This window comes from Oceanobacillus caeni (genome assembly GCF_042678465.1).
GTDB lineage: Bacteria > Bacillota > Bacilli > Bacillales > Amphibacillaceae > Oceanobacillus > Oceanobacillus caeni.
On record NZ_JBHTKV010000006.1, the window covers coordinates 91,741 to 113,694 of the forward strand.

Genomic DNA, 21,954 nt, shown 5'->3' on the forward strand with positions numbered 1-21,954 from the left:
AGGCTGCTTTTTCTATTGATGAAAGGATGATTTCATGTGAAAAAACTAAAAAGTTATACCCGTATTTGGTCAGTCGAAAAAGTGATTTATGCCATTAATGATTTTCGATTACCTTTCCCAGTGACCTTTAACCAAATGTCATGGTTTGTGCTTTCTCTTTTAGCTGTCATGCTACTTGGAAACCTCCCTCCCCTCTCCTTGATTGATGGGGCGTTATTAAAATATGTTGGAATTCCAGTTGGTTTGACTTGGTTTATGAGTCAAAAAACATTCGATGGTAAAAAACCGTATAGCTTTTTCAAGTCTGCATTGACATATTGGTTTCGACCTAAAGTTACGTATGCAGGAAAACCTATCAAACTACAACGTGTGAAAGTAAATGAAAATATCACCGCTGTTAGGAGTGAAGTCCATGCGTTATCCGATTAAATACCTTGAAAATAATCTTGTTTTCAATCATGACGGCGAATGTTTCGCGTATTATGAGCTGTTGCCATATAATTATTCCTTTTTATCGGAGGATGAGAAAATACAGGTGCATGACCATTTCCGTCAATTGATTGCCCAAAATCAAGACGGTAAAATTCATGCTTTGCAGATCAGTACCGCAAGCAGTATCCGCTCGGTACAGGAACAAAGCAAGGAGCTAGTGACAGGACGATTACAAGAGGTTGCTTATGAACGTATTGACGACCAAACGGAAGCCCTTGTCTCCATAATTGGCGAACATCAAGTCGACTATCGCTTCTTTATTGGTTTTAAGCTGTTGTTGAATGAAGAAGAAGTCAGTATGAAATCAATGGGGAAAAACATCAAAAATTCACTTTCTTCATTTGTCCGTGATGTAAACCATCACCTGATGGGAGATTTTGTCTCGATGCCTCATGAAGAAATTAGACGTTTCTCTAAAATGGAATCTTTATTGCAAAACAAAATTTCGAGACGTTTTAAGGTACGCCCTCTAGATAAAAATGACTTTGGTTATCTGATTGAACATCTTCACGGCCAAACTGGAATAGCTTATGACGAGTACGATTATGCCCTACCTCTTAAGAAGTTAAAAAAGGAAACTTTAGTGAAGCGTTATGATCTGATTAAACCGACTCGTTGTTTAATTGAGGAAAATCAACGTTATTTAAAAATTGAACAGGAAGAACAAACCACGTATGTGGCCTACTTTACGATAAATTCCATTGTCGGTGACCTTGAATTTCCGTCAGATGAAATCTTTTATTATCAACAACAACAATTTGATTTTCCAATTTCTACTTCCATGAAAGTAGAAATTGTAACGAATAAAAAAGCATTATCTACCGTTCGGAACAAGAAAAAGGAACTTAAAGACTTGGATAATCATGCCTGGGAATCCGATAATGAAACTGGCAGCAATGTCATCGACGCGCTGGAACAGGTAAATGAATTAGAAGATGTGCTCGACCAAAGTAAAGAATCGATGTATAAGTTAAGCTACGTGATTCGCGTGTCTGCTCCTAACTTGGACGAACTTAAACAGCGTTGTAATGAGGTAAAAGATTTTTATGATGATTTGAATGTAAAACTTGTTCGTCCATTTGGAGATATAATCGGTTTACACAGTGAATTTATCCCTGCTAGTAAGCGGTATATGAATGATTATATCCAGTACGTGACCTCTGACTTTTTGGCAGGCCTTGGGTTTGGTGCAACACAAATGCTAGGAGAAACAGAAGGAATATATTTTGGCTACAACTTGGATACGGGAAGAAATGTCTATCTCAACCCTAGCCTTGCTAGTCAAGGCGTCAAAGGTTCGGTCACGAATGCCTTAGCTTCTGCTTTCTTAGGCTCACTTGGTGGAGGTAAATCTTTTTCCAATAATCTACTTGTCTATTATGCGGTTCTCTTTGGTGGTCAAGCCCTCATTGTTGATCCAAAGGCGGAACGAGGGAAATGGAAAGAAACGTTACCTGAAATTGCTCACGAAATAAATATTGTTAATTTAACAAGTGACGATACCAACAAAGGATTACTTGATCCTTTTGTCATTATGAAAAAGAAAAAGGACTCGGAAAGTCTTGCGATTGATATTCTTACTTTCCTCACAGGTATATCCAGTCGGGATGGAGATAAATTCCCTGTATTACGACGAGCGATTCGAGCTGTTGGTCAACAGGAAGAACGTGGTTTGCTTCTTGTGATTCATGAACTTAGAAGTGATCCTAATCCATTAGCTGGTCCAATTGCTGACCATATCGAAAGTTTTACCGACTATGACTTTGCCCACCTTCTCTTTTCGGATGGTACTGTGGAAAATTCGATTAGTTTAGAAAAACAGTTGAATATTATTCAAGTGGCAGATTTAGTGTTACCAGACGCAGAAACAAGTTTTGAGGAATATACAACGATGGAATTATTAAGTGTCGCCATGCTGATTGTCATTTCTACTTTTGCATTAGACTTTATACATTCCGATCGTAGCATTTTTAAAATTGTTGATTTGGACGAAGCTTGGAGCTTTCTACAAGTTGCACAAGGAAAAACACTTTCAAATAAATTAGTTCGTGCAGGGCGTGCAATGAATGCTGGTGTCTACTTTGTTACCCAGAATGCCGACGATTTAACCGATGAAAAATTAAAAAATAACATCGGCGTCAAGTTTGCTTTCCGTTCCAGGGATATGACAGAAATAAAGAAAACCCTGCAATTCTTTGGTGTGGATGCGGAAGATGAATCGAATCAAAGGCGATTACGGGAACTGGAAAACGGCCAATGTTTAATTCAAGACTTATATGGGCGTGTGGGAATTATTCAAGTCCATCCTGTCTTTGAAGATTTATTCCATGCTTTTGACACGCGTCCACCGACACAGGAGAGGAAAGGTGGCGATTAATTTGAATAAACAAAAACTGAAAAAGATTGTCTTGACGGTGGTACTTATTGGTACTGCCGTTTTTCTATGTCTTCTTTTACTTGGAACATTTGCCCAAGCTGCTGGATTAGTTGATGATACGGTATCGGAAGACAATCTGTATTCCAAATACCCACTTGACCATTACCAACTCGATTTTTATGTTGACACAGGTTGGGATTGGCTGCCATGGAACTGGAACGATGGAATAGGAAAACAGGTCATGTATGGTCTCTACACGATTACTAATTTCATCTGGATTATTAGCTTGTATTTATCTAATGCAACAGGCTATTTAATCCAACAAGCTTATTCACTCGATTTGATTTCACAAACGGCAGACGCTATCGGGAAGAACATGCAAACATTAGCTGGGATTACCGCAAGTGGTTTCAGTAGTTCGGGGTTTTATGTAGGTTTCTTGCTTCTTTTCATTTTAGTGATTGGAATTTACGTGGCTTATACAGGCTTAATGAAACGGGAAACAACGAAAGCGATTCGAGCAATCCTAAACTTTTTAGTCGTGTTTATTTTGTCGGCTTCTTTTATTGCCTATGCCCCAACGTATATTGCTAAAATCAATGATTTTTCAGCAGATATTAGTCAAGCAAGTTTAGATTTAGGTACTAAAATCTTGATGCCGAATTCGAGTAGCCAAGGAAAAGATAGTGTCGATATGATACGGAATAACCTCTTTTCCATACAAGTAGAGCAGCCTTGGATGCTATTACAATTTGATGATTCGGATAAAGAAACGATTGGCGAAGAACGTGTTGAAAGCTTAGTTTCTATCAACCCTGATACGAATAATGGTAAAGATCGTGAAGATGCTGTCAAAGCAGAAATTGAAGATCACGAAAATAAAAACTTAACGATTACGAAGACCACCACACGTTTGGGAATGGTCTTCTTTTTGTTTCTGTTTAATATTGGAATATCCATTTTTGTGTTTCTTCTATCAGGAATTATGATTTTCTCGCAAATTCTGTTTATTATCTACGCCATGTTTCTACCCATTAGTTTTCTACTTTCCATGATACCCACCTTTGAAAACATGGGAAAACAAGCGATTATGAAACTATTTAATGTGATTATGCTTCGGGCTGGGATTACGTTGATTATTACAGTAGCCTTTAGTATTTCATCCATGCTTTACAGTTTAACGACAAGCTATCCATTTTTCTTAATTGCCTTTTTGCAGATCGTGACGTTTGCAGGCATTTACATGAAACTCGGTGACATTATGAGCATGTTTAAACTGCAAAGTAGTGATTCGCAACAAGTCGGACGTCAAGTCATGCGTCGTCCTTACCGAATGTTTAATCGGGGCAGTCGGCGATTACAGCGAACAATCGGACGCACCCTTGCAGGAGCAACAGCTGGAGCAACGGCCGGGGCAATGGTTGGAAAATCAAATCAAACAAAAGGTTCCTTCTCCCCCCTACGCCCATTGCAACGGTTAACATCGACTACAAAAAATAACAAAGAACGGCCAACTGATCGCACGAAATCAACATCTTTAAGTCAGAAAGTAGGTCAAGTCACAGGAAAAGTGCTTGGTGCCAAAAGTCAGTTCCGTGCAAATATTGATCATCGTAAAGAACAACTGCATGACTTACCTACTACTGCTCAATATGCGGTGATGCAAGGAAAAGAACAGCTTACGAAACCCGCCCGTGATTTTAAAGAAGGCATGAAGCAAGCAAAGGAAAAGAGACAAAAAACACATGCAGACCGTCAAGCAAAACATCGTCAAACCATTGCAGATAGGCGGCAAGTATTGGATAAAAAACGTACCCCTTCTCGAAAGACTGCTAGTTATGAACGACCAGTCACGCATGATGTCAATGAATCTGCACATCAAGATAGATTAAAGAACCCAACTGTTCAACAAAAAGAAAAGACAAGACCTGTCACAAAAAGTGAGCATATGAAGCAATTCAAATTACAACGACAGTTATCGAGTCCAGACAGAAAAGAGTATTTTATAGATAATCCCAAACAACCTGTTAAAAAAGAAAATCGATCTCCCAATGAAGAACGTTCTCGACCAAAAAATAGTCGGACAATCATCGAGCGTCCTTCTAAGCCGTTGAAACGTACAAACCAGAAACAAATCACTAAGCGTCCAATCCATGCAACTAGGAGGAAACGCCAATGAAGGTTATGAGAATAAAAATCATGTTAATTGCTGGAGGATTAGGTTTTCTTGCTTTTTTAGGTCTGTTAGCATTTGTAGCTATTTTTATATCAAATGAAGAACATTCATCAGATAGCGGGGATTTCATCCATGATATAGGCGATGTATCGGTCTCCAAAGATGTGTTAAAACATCAACCAATGGTAGAAAAATATGCACAAGAATACGGAATTAGTGAATATGTCTCTACCCTACTTGCCATTATCCAAGTAGAGAGTGGTGGAAAACTTCCAGATGTGATGCAGTCAAGTGAATCTTTGGGACTTCCACCCAATTCTTTAGATACCGAAGCTTCAATTAAACAAGGAACTAAATACTTTTCAGATTTGCTGCGTTCCGCAGAAGCGAGTGGTGTCGATAAGAATACAGTCATTCAAGCATATAACTATGGCGGTGCTTTTATTGATTACGTTGCAAAAAGAGACACACAATATAGTTTTGGACTGGCCGAAAGTTTTGCGAAAGAACGTTCAGGTGGTAGCAGAGTCATTTATTCAAATCCAATAACCAAAAAGAAAAATGGTGGTTGGCGTTACCGTTATGGCAATATGTTTTATGTCGATTTAGTCAGTCAATATTTTATATCGCCTCACTTCGATGATGAAATGGTTCAGATCGTGATGAATGAAGCTTTAAAGTATGAAGGGTTTCCTTATGTTTTTGGGGGAGATAATCCAAATACTTCTTTTGATTGTAGCGGATTAACACAATGGAGTTATCGAAAGGCGGGTATTAACTTGCCCCGAACAGCGCAGGAACAGTATGACGTGACCGAGCATATACCCTTGTCTGAAGCAAAACCTGGTGATTTAGTATTCTTTCATTCCACATATAATGCAGGAACCTATGTCACTCACGTTGGAATCTATGTTGGGAACAACCAAATGTATAATGCTGGAGATCCAATCGGTTATGCAAATTTAACTACTGCCTACTGGCAAAAGCACTTAATTGGAGCTGGACGTATTAAACAATAGAAAGGTTTGAATCAGATGAGAAGATTTTTTAAAAGAAAAGAAAAACAAACGACCGAAGCAAAATCCAGAAAAATGAAAGTACGGACTGTCGGTACACGTAAAAAAACAGTAACTCTTTTATGGATGTTACTTATTGGTAGCCTAGCCTTTGGGATCTATAAAAACTTTACAGCAATTGATCAACATACCGTTCATGAAAGAGAAATCATTAAAACCAAGATCATAGATACCAATGCGATTGAGAGCTTTACAAAAAACTTTGTGAAAGACTACTACACTTGGCAAAACGAAAAAGATTCCATTGAACAACGAGCGGAAAAGATCAGTCACTATTTGACAGAGGAATTACAAGCTTTAAATACCGATACTGTTAGAGTGGATATTCCTACTAGTTCCAGTGTGAGTGGTATTGATATCTGGTCAGTGTCACCAAAGAATGATAGTACCTATGCGGTTGTTTATTCGGTAGATCAAAAAATTACGGAAGATAAAAATAGCGAAAGGGTCCGATCCACCTATCGAATCATACTACATCAAGATAATATAGGTAACTTAGTTATTAAACAAAACCCTACCTTATGGAGCATACCGAATAAATCAGACTATGAGCCACAACAACCTGAAAGTAATGGTACAGTTGATTCCGATACTGTGCAAGAAGTGACAGAGTTTTTGGAGACGTTCTTTACATTTTATCCGACTGCAACAGAACAGGAACTTGATTATTATGTGAAAAATAATGCTTTACCACCGATTGGTAAGGATTATCTATTTTCAGGGCTAGTCAATCCAGTATTCCAGACAATAGAGAACCAAATAAAAGTATGGGTTACTGTTAAATATATTGACGAAGCAACAAAAGCCACACAGTATTCGCAATATATAATCACGTTAGAAAAAGATACAAATTGGATGATTGTCGAGTAAAAATGATTTAGTTTATTTACTGTAGCTTTAGAATAAAGGTTTGATCAATTGCTCCAGTAGACATTCCAGCTTCAGATGCAATTCTTCGGATAGATGCTTTTTCAATGCCTTCCGTTTCAATAATTTTCCAAGCTGTTTCAGCGATCATTTTTCTTTTGTGATCATTATCAACTATTTTCGGCACTCAAATCACCTCTTGCTTTTATTTCACACACTGTGTTATTATCATTTCATCACAGTGTGTGAAATAAATAAGGGGGGATGTTTAAATTCTTGAAATCGCTTATTAGAACATTAAAGCGGATGGGCATTATAAAAGTGGTGAAATAGGACCTTCTTGAGCAATTAAATCATTTGTAATGGTACATTAAACTTCCTTTTTAACCGAACAAGTTAATTAAATGGTTTTGTAAACAGTTTGGGAGATAGGAAAAGGAATCTTAGAAATGAAACGAAGATAGTCATGGGGCAATGCCTACTTTTTTCAGGGAAAGGAGATTGAAATAGATGGATCTTCATTACGAAATTAAAGGAAGAGGAAAGCCAGTTATACTACTTCATAGTGGAGCTATGGATTCACGTGACTGGGAATTCATCACACCACATCTTTCAAAGTCGTTCAAAGTAATCACTCTTGATGTCCGGGGTGCAGGGAAGTCACCTGTTCCGAATGAACCCATTGATTATGTTAAGGATCTTAGAAAACTCTTGGATCATCTTAAAATTAAGAAAGGTGCCCTCGTTGGACATTCCCTAGGTGGACAAATTGCAACTGATTTTACTCTGACCTATCCAAAAAGGGTGTCTCAATTGGTATTGGTCGCTCCAGGCCTGTCGGGGTTTAAATTTTCTTCCGAACATGCGGAATTAGAGAGCCGAGTTTCTAAAGTTGCACCAGATGTTGAGAAAATGACTAATATAATATTAAGCGAGCCTTCCTGGAGCGTTTCTTTTGGAAAAGCATACGATTTATTGCGCGAAATGATGATACACAATATTCAAAAAACTTTTGATTGGAAAACATTCGAAACTGTTTCCTCCAATTCAGCGATGGAAAGATTGGGAGAAATTAAAACGAAGACACTTTTTATCATAGGCGAGAAGGACTCAGGAGATCTCTTTAAAATCGCACAATTATATAAGGAAGTTCCCAATATTAACTTTGTGCGTATACCTGGTGCTAATCACATCATCACTTTGACCCACCCTAAGGAAGTTTCCGACCATATCAATCTTTTTTTGAGGTTACCAGAATGATAATCAGAAATGACATCTTATCACCATAGACAAATAATTCTAAACCACTTGCGCCAAAACTAGCAAAATCTAAGGTTTTCCATTCACCTGATTCTGTATTTTCATTTAGTATATCTATGATTTTTATATTTTCTTCATTAAAGTTTTTAAAATTTTTATCATACTTAATAAAATAGAGTGCCATGTTACCTCTGTTCCAGTCAATGAATCCATGGGGCTGTCTCCACCTAAAGAATATTGATAACTTATGACAACTTCACGTCTTTAGATCAGTTGGTGAGAAATTAAATGACAAAAGTAATGGTTATTCTCAAACAGCATGACTAGAGCCAGTGGTACCACTGTTTCTTTTTTATACATTAAAAGAGATTAAAGGATTTCCTATTAATAAGGAGTGTTTATGATTGCTCGAAACTATCACGGTTTTCATGCTGTTGGAATAAAGAAAATTATTGAGGAAGCAAATGTAGCTACTATGACGTTATACAAAACCACTTTACATCAAAGGAACAACTAATCGAAGAGGTCCTTATGCAATGTGAAGACATTGCTTTCCAAATGATGCTTTTATTAGAAGGGCAACTTCGATGGCAGAAACCGTTGGATCCTAAAAAGCAGAAACATGCCATTCATATGTTGAAATCACTTTTAAAAACATGGGACAAGTAGATGCAGGTCTATGTAAATATCATATATTACCAGAAGAGTCAGTCAATAGGTATAATGGCAAGACCAACTTATTTATATGAACATACTTCGGGTCATGGATATGGAAGATCATTAATTGCGTATCCTGGAACTCAGGTCACTTCTCTGAGTACTGCATGGGATAACAGAATATCTGCTGTATCTGTAGCTCCTGGTTCTTGGATTAGGCTCTATCAAAATCGTTATTATGGTGGTCGTTATTTAACTCTTGTAGGTTATCCAAACAAATACTTTACCACCAATTTAACTTCTTGGGGAATGTCTGGTACTACTTCTTGGAACGACCAAGTCTCATCTTATCGAGTTAGATGAGAAAAACGGTAATGTCCACGAAAAAAAGTGAATCTTAAAACAACCATTCAACATTTCTGTGTTTGGATGGTATCATAAACTCACAGTCCTAATTATTGATCTTAGTTCAACAAACAGGCTACTTTGTGAATAATCAGTCACCTAAAACTTCTAGAGTAAATTATTATTTGTTTATTTAACCAGAGGAAAGAGGAATATGAAGTTTAGAAAAACCTGGGACATTATGCATCATGATCGAAAGGTTTTAATGTCCTTCTATGAGCCTAATTTCTCAATTTTAATGTTGAGAAATTAGGCTTTTATATTTACTTAATGCAAAATAGCATTTAAATGGTATGCAATATATCTCCTAAAGTGACATTCTAATGTTCCTGGTCCACTTGGCAAAGCGACAAAGCCATCTACAAGCTCTTCCATTTTAGCCTTTCTCTCATGCATAGATTCGACAACTATCAGCTTGGATAATCTTTTATGCGATATTTCTCTCTGCTCTAAAAAACTAGGCATAATTCCAATAACTTGTCTACCTTCATCTAAGACAGCATCCGCAACTGCTCCCATAACACCAACACTTGCTCCACAGTGTTCGCATGATGTGGCTAGTGCAGGGTTACGGACTAAGCTATCGCATGATTAATCGCTTTCGTTCCGATCCCCTCATTGAGAATATTCTACAGGAAGTTTTGTAAGAATGATGAGAAAATTGACATTTACGCGATATTAAAGAGAATTTTATTTATACCGGAAAAACTTATCATAATCATCAATTTGATCCGGACTTATTCCAGTTTTATTAATCGCTTCTTGTTGAAATGAATTATTGCAACTTTTACATATATAATATTTATTTTCTCCTTTTTTGATTTTATAATATTGTGAATCAGAATGATTAATCGTAAATTTATTTTTGCAGAAAAAACATATAGTATCCAACATATTTACACACTTCCTATCAGATTTTTATTGAAAAGTAACTATTTTTTAAACCTATGATTAAAAATGTGAATTTTTCATCTAATTTACTGCCATTCTAAAATTATTTATTTTTAACTTAGTTACAAGCTTATCCGTGAACTGTATTTTTACTAAAAATATGACGGCTATGCCTGTAATGGAAGGAAAAGCTGTAATATACTAAAGCCTACTTCATGCAACTGTTCAACAAAATGCCCCTTTGAAGTGCATCTCGTTATAACACAAATGGACTATAACTTCAGATACATGATCAATTAACTCAATTTACTTTCATCGCAGAGTGTTTCTAAATGATAACGGATTACTTCCTTCACCTTTTCTGGAGTGTAGACATCAGGTCTTAACAGAGCATGAATGGACAATCCATCAATTAATGCCGCTAGCCTACTTTTTTCTAATTTTACATTAGTTGAATCAGATAAAATCCCTTGTAGGACTAATATCTCAATCATTGAATTTGCTAATTCATACATACCGTTAGTCATTTCATCTTTTTTTTCTTTTAATGTATCACTTGTAAGTGACTGAAGTGCAAGGATCAACCAAACGCTCGTTTCGATTTTCTTTTCTTCATCAATTGGTACAAGCTCCAATAAAACTTCTGCGACTGCCTGCAATGGATTGTCTGACCAACTTTTACTTTGAGAACGTTTTTTCCCTTCTTCCAGGTAATAATCCATGATAAATAATAACATTTCATCCTTAGTTGAAAAATAATGTCTTAACGCTCCAGCAGACATGCCTGCTTCAATAGCAACTCTTCTTATAGATGCCTTTTCGATTCCCTCTTTCTTAATAATATTCCAAGCGGCCTCAGCAATTGACTTCCTCTTTTTTTCATGATCAACAATCCTTGGCATAAAAAATCACTTCCTTTTCTTAACACAGTGTGTTATTATAATTTTAACACAGTGTGTTATTATAATTTTAACACACTGTGTTATTTAAATTATAACATATAAAAAGGAGGGACTCTATATTTGATCGAAAGTATTGAAGCATTAATGCCTTCTTCAACAATAGACACATCGATAGCTTTGCTAATTATTTCTATTTGCGCATTAATTGATATATTAAGTCCTGGTGTACTTGCTGTAACAGCCTATTTATTATTGACACAGCCTAATCAATTATCTTCTCGTTTGCTTGTTTTTTTGTTTATTACGCAGTTTGGCTACTTCATCATGGGCTTATTACTATACTTTGGTGGAGATTCACTATTGAAAGGAATCGGAAAATTATCTGAATTTGACTTTATCAATTGGTTTTATCTCCTTTTTGGAGCAGTTATGGCTCTAATTAGCTTCTGTAAACCAAATGATAATACAAAAAAACGTTTAATTTCATTTATACCCCAAAAAACAACGATGAAAGGGATGATCATGTTAGGTATCATTGTTTTTCTAATTGAATTTGTAACTGCTTTGCCTTACTTTTATTCAATTTTGTTAATGAATCACCTAACAATTGAGCCTTCCTCTTCTATCTTTATTATAATTGGCTACAATCTTGTAATGGTGCTTCCTTCTCTTCTTTTGTTAGGGGTTAATATTATGTTTAAAGAGAGACTGCAACAATTTCTAAATAAAATTAGATCAAAATTAAATGAAGCTCCGATTTCCTCACTCTTGGTAGCGATAGGAGTAGTAGGTGCGGTTTTTTTTAATATCGGTCTTAGAGGCATATTAAATTAAAAAATTATTAATGAGGTGTTCATCATGAAAGAAATTATCAGTGGACTTGGTCTACTTTTCGTTATACAGGGAGTAGGCGGATTAATCAATCATTTGACTAATGGTGGAAAAAGTTGGTTTTTGGTAAATTATATTGATGCGTTTCAGGGATTTGAAATTGTTATGGACATTATATTTATTGTAGTTGGCGGGATCATAAGTTTAGCCTCTTGGAAAATAGGCGGATCAACTAAAAGTGAAAATTAAAATATAGAGCAAATAGGACGGATTATACATAGCCGTCCAGCTTGGCGGATGCTCCGTTGAGATATATTTTTAAAGATTAATAGGGGGAACATAAGAATTATTATGAATTCAAGACATATAGGGAGCTCGTCTCTCCAAAAGGAAGGTCGGTTATACTTTATTGATAACCTAAGGGCAGCTCTTACAATGTTAGTAGTGCTACATCATTTAGTGTATTTTTCCATCTATAACGAAGTATTATCACAAGGGTCTATTGGGGTTGTTATGGGCCTTCTATTCCTTGCTTTTAATCAGACTTTTTTCATGGGGACGTTTTTTCTTATTTCCGGATATTTTGTTCCTTCATCTTTTGAACGTAATGGAGCGACCCAATTTATCAAAGATAGATTCATCCGGTTCCTAGTCCCGTTTATCTTCTACGTTCTCATTCTTAGCCAAGTTCAATCAATTGAAGTCTATATGCTTAACCAGGAGCCATTTACATGGCAAACCTATTTTTCAAATTTAACCTATGGCCCGATGTGGTACGTCGAGCTACTTTTCGTATTCATTTGTTTATACGCAGTCTGGGCGAAGTTTATGAGTAAAAATAAGCTATCAGTAGTTCGTCAGAGTACGCCACCCACCTACAGGATGTTTACAGTCTTTGTCATGATATTAGCAGTAGGATACTTCATCATAAGACTGTGGGTCCCTGCTCTTAATTTACCCGGTGGATCTCCCGGGGTTCAATCATTTGTTGGACTTTTTACAGCAAGCGGCTATGATCTCCCACAATATGTCGGGCTATTCATTTTAGGCATCATCGCTTACCAACGCAATTGGTTTCGAAATATTCCTGATTATATGGGGAGGGCGGGTTTTGGAATTGCAATTGGAGCATCGATTCTTCTCCTTCCCTTAGTCTTGATATTTGGGGTAGACGGATTACAGTTTTCTGGCGGCTGGAACTGGACATCTTTGGTTTATTCTCTTTGGGAAGCTCTATTTTGTGTTGGCATCATTCTCGGATTAATCATATTCTTTCGCAAAAGAGTTTTTCATCAAGGAAAAGGTTGGAGCTTCTTGTCAACCCATTCCTTCGTGATTTACATCATTCATATACCGATTATCGCTATTGTTATTGCTGGATTGAAGGTCATCCACTTTCCACCATCCTTCATGTTTCTAGCTATGATTCTGATCACGATACCACTTTGCTTCTTGTTAGGTTATATAATTAGGCAGATTCCCTTTGTGTCAAAGATTCTTTAGGGATGGTGAGTTTTAAAGAAAAAAGAGGATACGACGATAACCATATCTGCCCTTATGCTTCTCAAAAATAGAACTAATGAGCCTTTTCTACTTTGGATTTTTATATGAGTGCTTAAAAGTATTAATTTTATAATAATAAGTGTTACGTGGAATACCGGCAATTTTGAGTAATGCCTTCACAGGATAATCGTGCCTTAGCTCATATACTACTTTTACTTTTTGTTTTGTCGTATTTTGTTTTCTTCTTGAACTAAGGCTTTCAACTTTTTCAAATAGAATTTTCCATTTAATAATATGTATAAATTTTTACTCCCACCTGGCTTATGTTCAGTTGGGCTTTTTTGTATTTAATGAATAAAATATTGCTTTTATTTTTGGCATTTCATAAAAAATCTTGTTGAAGGTTATGAAAGGAGAAATCATCACCCACCTTTGCAGTTGCGAAGGGAGAGGAAATGCATGATAGAACCAGATCGTACCGAGTGGCAAGTTCGCTGTGCATTTAATGCTTTTTGTAAACGTGTATTGAAGAATGAAGCAATTAATATTTTCAACGAAAGACAACAACGACAAGCAAAGGAGATGACATTTTCTGATCTCACACCACAAGAAGAAAATCAACTCTATACTTTAGATAAGCAATATGAAGGAGAAGAAGGACAAAGTTTTCAAGTGGCTGGAAAGAAAATCACTCCAAAATTACTTGCTGAAGCGCTGCATAATTTGCCAATAGAAAAGCGTAAGACAGTCCTACTATACTATTTTTTTGATAAATCAGATGTAGAAATAGCCGAACTACTAGAGATTCCTCGTAGTACGGTTCAGTATAGACGGACAAGCTCTTTTAAAAGGTTAAAGCGATTTTTGGAGGAACATGCAGATGACTGGGATGATTGATACTAAAACAAAAGACAACGAATGTGGCTTATTACCGTATCCAATTATTTTAGCTGCAAATAAGGGTGATCCAGAAGCGATGAATTACGTTATTTTGCATTATGGAAGCTATATGACAAGTTTGTCTATGCGTAAACTTTATGATGAGCGTGGTAATACGTATTGGGGCATTGATGTAGACACACATGATCGTTTACGTTCGAAGCTTATGCAGGGCATTTTAGCTTTCAAGATTTGATTACATGGTTAAGTTTTCCCTTTCACATATATTGTTCTTTGACAAAGAAAGCACGGAAGATAACGCCGTGCAGTATAGACCGAAAATCAGATACGTTCTACTGATGATGAGCCACTTGATTCATACGCCATGACTTTCGATAGAAACGAGCGATTATCTATGAGTCTAATGCAATCGTGGTGGATTGCTGGCGATAACCCATCAGCTAGGATAATGATACTCCTCTACCGTCATGGTTCGAGCGTTCAAAGCGTCGCAGGCTATGAGTAGTGCTGGAAGGAATACTTGCAGGGGTGAAATTCCCGTGGAGCTGTACCAACAGCCGTCTGATTTTAATTGATTAATTAAAAGGGGGGGTCTTTTTGAAACAGAACTTGATTCCTTATAGTATGCAAATTACTATATTAAAACAACTGCTAACCCGTACATAATTACCGAGTAAGAATATTACATGGTTCAAAAATAAATTAATGAAAAAATATTGCATCATTTCTGATAGTACAGGCTTAATTGTGTTTCTATTGGCGATACATTTTGTATGGGAGTTATCATATTTCCAATCATTCGTTTTTTTTGTTGTTAGAAGATTTAAGGATGTTCAATTTGAACTTCAACAATATAATCGGTCTAGATTCCAGAGTAATGAGGATTTTTTTAACAAAGGAATACATGACAAAACACCTCTCGAACCGAACATTCGAGAGATGTTTCGCTCTTATTTGTTTACAATGCGATTGTACGTATTAACAGTTAATACATAATAGACTGCATAGATGATAACAAAGAAGACTATAGCCATTAGAATAGGGAAGATAAGATTGATTCCAATTAGATTAGAAATAAAGTTGCTAGTAAAGTACAATGTCACACAACTATGCAATATTCCTACGGTTAGTGGCAATCCGAACACAAATAATGACTGTCTTTTGATTGATTTACGTATATCCTTTTTATTGACACCGATTTTTCTAAGGATTTCATAGTGTCCTTTCGCCTCATTCGCTTCTGTTAACTGTTTGAAATAAATGATACTTCCACTTGCCGCTAAAAATACAAGTCCCAAAAAACCAAAAATAAAGAGAGTAATTGCGTTTCCTTCTTTACCTTGCTTATACTCAGTATAAAATGATGAAGAAACTTGAAAATCGTTTCCAACCAGTTTATTTACTTTCTTTGAAGTGGCTTGTGCCGTTACTTCATTTTCCACTTCATATACTTTATAAGTTAATGGAGCCTCTTTTTTGGCTATCTCAGCAAACATTTCGTTACTGACTACGAGAAAGAAATCGGGATAATCGAAAGGTAGCACATTACTTTCAACCATATGAACAAATGGCAGTTCGCTGCTTCCTTGAGGCAATTGAATCGTTATATTTTCTCCTTTAAAAACCGACTTCGTATATTCAGTAAACCTTGGCTGGATTACTGCTGCTTGATTTCTTGATAGTAAGACTGTTTCATCCTTATTTAAAGCATTCGCTGCTTTATTAAATGTACTTTCTGAGATTAATTGCACAGGATTTATGTCATAATCCAGTTGAAATGAGAGTATTCCTTTTACCTGAATGACGGGTATGTCTAGTTGGGCTTTTATTGGATGTCGATGATCTGCTTTTATTATTCTCTCCACCTGCGAATCAAATTCTGGACCTTTTGACAAATGCGAATAACTGAACGGAACAACTTCCTCAGCTCTTTTTTCGTTGCTGTAATACCCACTGTAAGTTGCACCTAAGAAACAGATCGTTGCAGAACTCAACAATGCAATGACTGTAAAGGTACGTGCATTCCCTCTAATACGAAACAGTAAGCGAGATGTTTCAATTATTCTAGTTCCTCTGTAATAACGCGACTTATTTTTTTGTGATAATCTTAATAAATAGACCGTTACAGATCGAAAAAATAAATGGGTGCCAATGACGAGAGCAACAAAAGCAATACCATAATTTTTCATTAAATATTCCGTAGTAAATTCGTCAGGAAATGGTTTTAATATCAGCCAGTAACTAACGACAAGCAATATAACTCCGATAACAGCCGATATAAGTGAAACCTTTGGAATTTGTTCACCTTTTTTCTCATCATAGAATAATTCGATTAATGTAAAACGATAAATCAAACGGTAACCTTGAACGGAAGTGAATAAAATAATGACCATAAAGACTATGACTGTTTGGGTAATCGCTAGAATGGAAATACCGAAGTCCACCTCGGCAATTGAACCCATAAGTTTTATTAAAATCATTGCAAATAATTTGGAAAGTAAGGTTCCAAGAATAATTCCAATAACTATTGCAATGATTCCCATAATCAAATTTTCATAAAATAACATTTTTGCAATGGTTTTCTTGCGTAAACCAAGTATGGCGTACAATCCGACTTCTTTCTTCCTTTTTCTTGTGAAGAATGAATTGGAGTACAAAATAAAGATTGCTACGAATAAAATTAAGATAATTGATGATACCCCAAACATGAAACTCATTGTATCCGACAATTCAATGCTTTCCTGAATTTTTTCGCTATATTGCAAGGAAGTGAACGTATAATAAATAACCATGCTGAAGACGAGCGTAACAAAATAGACAAAATAATTATTGAAGTTACCTTTAATATTTTTCCTTGCTAAACTAAATAACGTCATTTGCTCCACCCCCCAGTGCGGATAGAACATCCAACACCTTGTTGAAAAATTCTTTGCGGGATCTTTTCCCTTTCACAAGTTCTGTGAAGATTTTACCGTCTTTAATAAATAGGACGCGATTACAATAACTTGCCGCATAAGCATCATGGGTAACCATTAAAATTGTTGCCTTGTCTTGTTCATTAAGATCCTTTAAACTTTCTAATAAGTCTGTTGCTGATTTCGAATCCAACGCACCTGTTGGTTCATCTGCCAATATTAGGTTTGGCTTTGAAATAATCGCGCGTGATGCTGCCGTGCGTTGCTTTTGTCCCCCAGAAATTTGATACGGGTACTTATTTAAAATGTCGCGAATGCCAAACTTATCTGCCACTTCATCTGCTCTTCGTTCCAATTCCTTAACGTTCAATTTTGCCAAGGCTAACGGCAAGATAATATTTTCTTTCACAGTTAGAGTATCTAATAAATTATAGTCTTGGAAAAGGAAACCAAGTTTGTCACGGCGAAAGGCAGATAATTGCTCTTCATTCATCTTTGTCAAATTGATTCCGTCAACCACGATGTCACCAGCAGTCGGCTCGTCAATTGTTGCCAATATATTTAGTAAAGTTGATTTACCAGCACCCGAGGGACCCATAATACCGACGAATTCACCTTCCATGACGGTTAAGTCTATATCCTCCAAAGCTGAAAATACATTTCCCTTTGCACCATAGACTTTTTTTATTTGTTTTGCTTCGACAATAGTTTTCATATTTAAATCCTCCATTCAGAGTTGTTTTGTTTTACGTTTTTATTTTACAATAGGTGCCCTTTATATAAACTTACAGCTTGATCTCGTAACCTTACATTTTCGTCACATTGATAAAAAATATGTTTAAACACGATATTTTCTTTGTATGTTGGTCGATATTCAATTAATATGATGTTAAAGAAGGATGATTGTTTGGAGGGAAGAGGAATGAAAATCATGATTGTGGAAGATGATTTGACCATTCGTGATATGGTAGGGGAAACATTAGAAAAGTGGGGTTTTGAAACCGTTAAGATCGAAGACTTTGACCAAATCATGCAGGTATTTCTTAATCATGATCCTCACCTAGTCATCATGGATATCAATTTGCCATCGTTTGACGGATTTTACTGGTGTAATAAAATCAGAGAAATTTCAAAGGTCCCTATGATCTTTCTCTCTTCCCGTGATACACCAATGGATATAGTGATGTCGATAAACATGGGAGGAGATGATTATATTCAAAAACCTTTCCATATGGATGTATTGATTGCAAAAATTAATGCACTCCTCCGCAGAACGTATTCCTACATGGAAACACAGTCTAAGACAATCGAACATGATGGAATTATATTAAACCTTGAGAACGGAGAGGCCTTACATGGAGATCGAAAGTCGGAACTCACGAAAACAGAATTTCTTATTTTGAAAATCCTGATGAAAAATAAAGGAACCATCGTCAGTCGTACGAAAATGATGCGTAGCCTTTGGAAGAATGAAAATTTCGTAGACGAAAATACATTGACGGTTAATATTGCTCGTCTGCGTAAAAAGCTTGCTGAACTTGGAAAAGAACACTTCATTATGACTAAGAAAGGACAAGGTTATATTATCCAATGAGTTTCTTTCAATATCTAAAAGATAAACGGAATTTCTTTATATTAAACGTGATCATTATGTTCTTTGTTTCTTTGATGACGATTGTGAGCACAGATTCCAGAAACACTGTAAGTAATATCGTATATACCAATGTGGTTATCTTTTTTATTGTAGCTATATACGTAATCATCGAATACTATTACAATAGAGAATTTTATCGGGAATTAAATGATTTGGTTGAAAGTAATCATGAAGAATTTCTCGCAACTCTGCCTAAACCGCGAAACGATGAACAACTGTTATATCTTGAGTTATTAAAAAAAGTAAATAGTGTGCATGGCGATCAATTACAAAAGTTGTATAACGAAAAAATGGATCATCAAGACTTTATTACATCTTGGATTCATGAAGTCAAGGTTCCGATTGCGGCAGGTCGCTTGCTTATGGAAAACAGTAATGGAAGAACTGTTGAATACCTTGTGGACAAGTTTGAAGATGAGTTGGATAGAATCGAAAATTACGTGGAGCAGGCTCTTTATTATTCTCGCATTGATTCTTTTTCCAAAGATTATTTTATTTCCGAGGTAGTGTTGGATCAAGTCGCTAAAAACAGTGTAAAGAAATTTGCCAAATCTTTTATTAACAAGCAAATTCGTTTTCATATGGACAATATTGAACAGGTTGTCCATACCGACAGTAAATGGCTTGGTTTTATTATGGATCAAGTTTTTTCAAATTCTTTAAAATATACAGGTGAAGGCGGGGAAATCTCCGTACAATTTGAGGAAGATCTAAAAGAAAAGCGGCTACAGATTCAAGATACAGGCATTGGAATTAAGCCAGAGGATATCAGCCGCGTATTTGAAAAAGGATTTACAGGATCTATTGGGAGAAGTCATACCAAATCTACCGGTTTAGGTCTCTACCTTGCAAAAGAAATGGCTCTTAAATTAGGACATGACCTTTCCATTCATTCAGAAGATGGGAAATATACGAAGGTCATCATCCACTTTCCAAAAATCAGAAATTATTATCATCTATAAGTATAATGGTGGGGTTAAAGAAATTGGTTAATCGGAAAATAGTATCAAATTAAAGGTGTTCAAGTAGAATAATGTTTATCGTAAGGCTTAAGAAATATTAAATAATATAGCCAATAGTAAGTGAATTAATTGATAAAAAAATAAGTACTTGAAAATAGCTATAACCAGGTTTTTATTATATTTTAATCGAACTTTTCAAATATGGTTTTATTAATACCACGATAAATCAACGTTATATGTCCTCTTTTTATCTCCAGTTCCAAGTATGGGAAATATTATCCATGGTTTTAACATGCATATGCAATGACTTTTGAAAATCAATTGAGGCTCAAACACTTTATTTAAGATTTTTATTTGGTTATATTTTTATGGGGTAATCGGAAAATAGTGTAGAAAGAGGGTTAAAAATAACCCTCCTCCATTGCTTTAGTCAGTGGTGAAAAGTCAGCACCATAGATTTCTTCATAAACCCATTCATAGCCTATTTGACCCCAATTCGGGAATTGATCAGGTAACAATTTTATGAAAGTAGCTTCAACTTCTTTGAATTTCTTTTTCTTTTGGGTATTCGGATTATAGTGTTGAAAAACCCTATTAAATAAATTAATATTCATAGCACTGTAAATCGTATAATTGGATCTACGCCAATATTCTGGACACAAAATAGATGGTGGATTGGACAGAGCTCCATTTCATAAGAGTGGGTTGGTCTATGTCGCTTGACATGGAGCCTCTATGGGCATGGGTGTCTTGCGAAGGTCGAAAGGGTCAAACAATCCTTTCGCAGGCGGACGAGCCTAACATGCCCCCCTCCATGTAAAGCGCCGTGCTCAGACATGATGCAGTGACTAAGCCGCCACCCGGATTTCATCTTCAACCTGTTGTGGGGTCTTATATTGAAGGCTGCCATGCATTCGCTTTCGATTATACCAGCCTTCAATGTATTGGAAGAGATGAATCTTTGCAGAGGCGTAATCCAGATAAGTTACGTGATGTATTTCTTCCTTCTTCAAAATAGCATGGAAGGATTCAATACAGGCGTTATCGTACGGGCAGCCCTTTCGACTGAATGATTGTCTGATCTTTTTTGACTCAGCCTCTTCCATGAAAGCCTCACTCGTATATTGGGAACCCAAGTCACTGTGCAGAATTAACTCCTCTGGTGGTAGCTGCGTGGCATAGGCGTTATCCAATGCTTTAATCACCAGGTCTGTTGTCATTGTACAAGAAAAGGAATAGCCTACGATTTTCTTTGAATGCAGGTCCATCACAGAAGCAAGGTAGCACCAGCCATCCTTTAATGTATGGATATACGTAATATCGGCCACCCATTTTTCATTGATGGTGGTCGTAGAAAAGTCCCTGGCCAGGATATTCTCGCGTTCGATAACTGTTTCTTTGCTTGGTGTTGGCCGATATTTTTTAATGACGATGGAACGGATGCCCTCTTTTTTCATCAGTCTCTGTACACGTTTCAGACTTACTCTATATCCTTCCGCACAGAGATATTGGTGAATTTTTGGGGCTCCATAACGTCCTTTGCTTTCTTCGTGGATCTCTTTGATCCTTTTTGTCAGCTCCTTGTTTTCCCGCTCACGCTTGGATTCGGTTTCTTGGAGTGTTAGGTAGTAGGAGCTTCGCGGCAATTCCAAGACTTCGCACATAGTTTGGATGATGTTGGTCTTTATGTTGATCAATCACGGAAGCTACTGCAGATTGGCTTACCTTTTCGCGAATATGGCCATAGCCTTTTTTAAGATTTCATTTTCTTCCTGCAGCCGGCGAAGCTCCTTTTGAATCTTGGTATAGTCATCCGCCGTTGCCACGGTTCCATCTTCAAATTTGACGGGAGAAAACTTTTTGACCCAATTATAAATGGAGACATCAGATACGCCATATTCGCTGGTTAATTGCTTGACTGGAGTGCCAGATTGATATAATTCCACAACCATCCTTTTGAAATCTCCATTAAATTTATTTTGGTTTTTATTATGGCCTTTCATTGGACACACCTCTTCTTAATCTTATTCCTCAAAAATTATGAAACTAACTAGGATGTGTCCATGAAAATATACTAGCACCACAT

At 36.4% G+C, this 21,954-nt stretch carries 20 protein-coding genes and 4 pseudogenes; 16 read left to right on the forward strand and 8 right to left on the reverse strand.

Going from position 1 to position 21,954, the window contains the following annotated elements:
• The first annotated feature begins 36 nt into the window (after window positions 1–36).
• The 5 genes from ACFQ18_RS06590 to ACFQ18_RS06610 are packed head-to-tail and all read left to right on the forward strand — an operon-like array spanning window position 37 to window position 6,991.
• Window positions 37–429 carry a conjugal transfer protein gene (locus ACFQ18_RS06590; RefSeq protein WP_204797933.1) on the forward strand — a complete coding sequence of 131 codons (393 nt, stop codon included), beginning with the start codon at window positions 37–39 and terminating at the stop codon, window positions 427–429.
• Entirely contained in the window at window positions 413–2,869 is a 2,457-nt protein-coding gene (gene tcpF, locus ACFQ18_RS06595; protein WP_204797934.1) for a conjugal transfer ATPase TcpF, read from the forward strand. The genes ACFQ18_RS06590 and tcpF overlap by 17 nt, the downstream gene beginning before the upstream one ends.
• A complete protein-coding gene (locus tag ACFQ18_RS06600) occupies window positions 2,820–5,048 on the forward strand; it encodes a CD3337/EF1877 family mobilome membrane protein (RefSeq protein ID WP_379566005.1) in 2,229 nt (742 codons plus the stop codon). Before tcpF ends, ACFQ18_RS06600 begins: the two co-directional genes overlap by 50 nt.
• Window positions 5,049–5,053: 5 nt before the next feature.
• The gene (locus tag ACFQ18_RS06605) at window positions 5,054–6,064 is read left to right on the forward strand and encodes a bifunctional lytic transglycosylase/C40 family peptidase (RefSeq protein WP_204797960.1); all 1,011 of its coding nucleotides are present in this window, start codon (window positions 5,054–5,056) and stop codon (window positions 6,062–6,064) included.
• 15 nt (window positions 6,065–6,079) lie between these two features.
• Window positions 6,080–6,991, forward strand: a complete 912-nt coding sequence (locus tag ACFQ18_RS06610; RefSeq protein WP_204797936.1) for a conjugal transfer protein — start codon at window positions 6,080–6,082, stop codon at window positions 6,989–6,991.
• Between the two features lie 34 nt (window positions 6,992–7,025).
• Here the strand turns inward: ACFQ18_RS06610 and ACFQ18_RS06615 are convergent.
• Window positions 7,026–7,175, reverse strand: a pseudogene (locus ACFQ18_RS06615) (TetR family transcriptional regulator); the annotation flags it as partial.
• Window positions 7,176–7,498: 323 nt separating this feature from the next.
• On the opposite strand from ACFQ18_RS06615, the gene ACFQ18_RS06620 reads away from it, so the two are divergent.
• On the forward strand, window positions 7,499–8,248 hold the full coding sequence (locus ACFQ18_RS06620) for an alpha/beta fold hydrolase (RefSeq protein ID WP_204797938.1): 750 nt from the start codon (window positions 7,499–7,501) through the stop codon (window positions 8,246–8,248).
• Here the strand turns inward: ACFQ18_RS06620 and ACFQ18_RS06625 are convergent.
• A complete protein-coding gene (locus ACFQ18_RS06625) occupies window positions 8,220–8,432 on the reverse strand; it encodes a hypothetical protein (RefSeq protein ID WP_204797939.1) in 213 nt (70 codons plus the stop codon). The two genes, ACFQ18_RS06620 and ACFQ18_RS06625, sit on opposite strands and share 29 nt — an antisense overlap.
• A 216-nt stretch (window positions 8,433–8,648) precedes the next feature.
• Between ACFQ18_RS06625 and ACFQ18_RS06630 the strand changes: the two are divergent.
• From ACFQ18_RS06630 to ACFQ18_RS06640, 3 genes and pseudogenes are all read left to right on the forward strand, one after another.
• Window positions 8,649–8,791: pseudogene (locus ACFQ18_RS06630) on the forward strand (TetR/AcrR family transcriptional regulator); the annotation flags it as partial.
• On the forward strand, window positions 8,780–8,917 hold the full coding sequence (locus ACFQ18_RS06635; RefSeq protein WP_018705619.1) for a hypothetical protein: 138 nt from the start codon (window positions 8,780–8,782) through the stop codon (window positions 8,915–8,917). The pseudogene ACFQ18_RS06630 and the gene ACFQ18_RS06635, both read left to right, overlap by 12 nt.
• Entirely contained in the window at window positions 8,918–9,268 is a 351-nt protein-coding gene (locus ACFQ18_RS06640; RefSeq protein WP_379566008.1) for a hypothetical protein, read from the forward strand.
• A 351-nt stretch (window positions 9,269–9,619) separates the two neighbouring features.
• Here ACFQ18_RS06640 and ACFQ18_RS06645 read toward each other — a convergent pair.
• Together ACFQ18_RS06645 and ACFQ18_RS06650 are read right to left on the reverse strand one after the other, a co-directional pair.
• Window positions 9,620–9,847: pseudogene (locus ACFQ18_RS06645) on the reverse strand (LOG family protein); the annotation flags it as partial.
• A gap of 650 nt (window positions 9,848–10,497) precedes the next feature.
• Entirely contained in the window at window positions 10,498–11,103 is a 606-nt protein-coding gene (locus ACFQ18_RS06650) for a TetR/AcrR family transcriptional regulator (RefSeq protein WP_077735375.1), read from the reverse strand.
• Window positions 11,104–11,223: 120 nt separating this feature from the next.
• On the opposite strand from ACFQ18_RS06650, the gene ACFQ18_RS06655 reads away from it, so the two are divergent.
• The 5 genes from ACFQ18_RS06655 (at window position 11,224) to ACFQ18_RS06675 (ending at window position 14,572) form a co-directional block, all read left to right on the forward strand.
• The gene (locus tag ACFQ18_RS06655) at window positions 11,224–11,937 is read left to right on the forward strand and encodes a GAP family protein (RefSeq protein ID WP_077735377.1); all 714 of its coding nucleotides are present in this window, start codon (window positions 11,224–11,226) and stop codon (window positions 11,935–11,937) included.
• Window positions 11,938–11,961: 24 nt separating this feature from the next.
• The gene (locus ACFQ18_RS06660) at window positions 11,962–12,183 is read left to right on the forward strand and encodes a hypothetical protein (protein WP_077735380.1); all 222 of its coding nucleotides are present in this window, start codon (window positions 11,962–11,964) and stop codon (window positions 12,181–12,183) included.
• Between the two features lie 102 nt (window positions 12,184–12,285).
• Complete coding sequence (locus ACFQ18_RS06665; protein WP_204797941.1) at window positions 12,286–13,437, forward strand: acyltransferase family protein; 1,152 nt, start codon at window positions 12,286–12,288, stop codon at window positions 13,435–13,437.
• 459 nt (window positions 13,438–13,896) lie between these two features.
• Window positions 13,897–14,334: an RNA polymerase sigma factor gene (locus ACFQ18_RS06670; protein WP_204797942.1), complete on the forward strand. Its 438-nt coding sequence runs from the start codon at window positions 13,897–13,899 to the stop codon at window positions 14,332–14,334.
• Window positions 14,318–14,572 carry a helix-turn-helix domain-containing protein gene (locus ACFQ18_RS06675; RefSeq protein ID WP_204797943.1) on the forward strand — a complete coding sequence of 85 codons (255 nt, stop codon included), beginning with the start codon at window positions 14,318–14,320 and terminating at the stop codon, window positions 14,570–14,572. Before ACFQ18_RS06670 ends, ACFQ18_RS06675 begins: the two co-directional genes overlap by 17 nt.
• A 715-nt stretch (window positions 14,573–15,287) precedes the next feature.
• Here ACFQ18_RS06675 and drcB read toward each other — a convergent pair.
• Both drcB and drcA read right to left on the reverse strand, forming a co-directional pair.
• Window positions 15,288–17,213 (reverse strand): daptomycin efflux ABC transporter permease drcB, encoded by a 1,926-nt coding sequence (drcB, locus tag ACFQ18_RS06680; protein WP_094423637.1) that lies wholly within the window; start codon window positions 17,211–17,213, stop codon window positions 15,288–15,290.
• Window positions 17,200–17,967, reverse strand: a complete 768-nt coding sequence (gene drcA, locus ACFQ18_RS06685; RefSeq protein ID WP_018705605.1) for a daptomycin efflux ABC transporter ATP-binding protein drcA — start codon at window positions 17,965–17,967, stop codon at window positions 17,200–17,202. The genes drcB and drcA overlap by 14 nt, the downstream gene beginning before the upstream one ends.
• Before the next feature lie 207 nt (window positions 17,968–18,174).
• Here drcA and drcR point away from each other — a divergent pair, with 207 nt between their 5' ends.
• Together drcR and drcS are read left to right on the forward strand one after the other, a co-directional pair.
• The gene (gene drcR / locus ACFQ18_RS06690) at window positions 18,175–18,846 is read left to right on the forward strand and encodes a daptomycin efflux response regulator transcription factor drcR (protein ID WP_018705604.1); all 672 of its coding nucleotides are present in this window, start codon (window positions 18,175–18,177) and stop codon (window positions 18,844–18,846) included.
• Entirely contained in the window at window positions 18,843–19,868 is a 1,026-nt protein-coding gene (gene drcS, locus ACFQ18_RS06695; RefSeq protein ID WP_018705603.1) for a daptomycin efflux sensor histidine kinase DrcS, read from the forward strand. The genes drcR and drcS overlap by 4 nt, the downstream gene beginning before the upstream one ends.
• Window positions 19,869–20,269: 401 nt before the next feature.
• Here drcS and ACFQ18_RS06700 read toward each other — a convergent pair whose 3' ends face one another.
• Both ACFQ18_RS06700 and ACFQ18_RS06705 read right to left on the reverse strand, forming a co-directional pair.
• Window positions 20,270–20,482, reverse strand: coding sequence for a hypothetical protein (locus ACFQ18_RS06700; protein WP_033369738.1), 213 nt, complete (start codon window positions 20,480–20,482; stop codon window positions 20,270–20,272).
• A 234-nt stretch (window positions 20,483–20,716) separates the two neighbouring features.
• Window positions 20,717–21,871, reverse strand: a pseudogene (locus ACFQ18_RS06705) (IS3 family transposase).
• Window positions 21,872–21,954 lie beyond the last annotated feature (83 nt).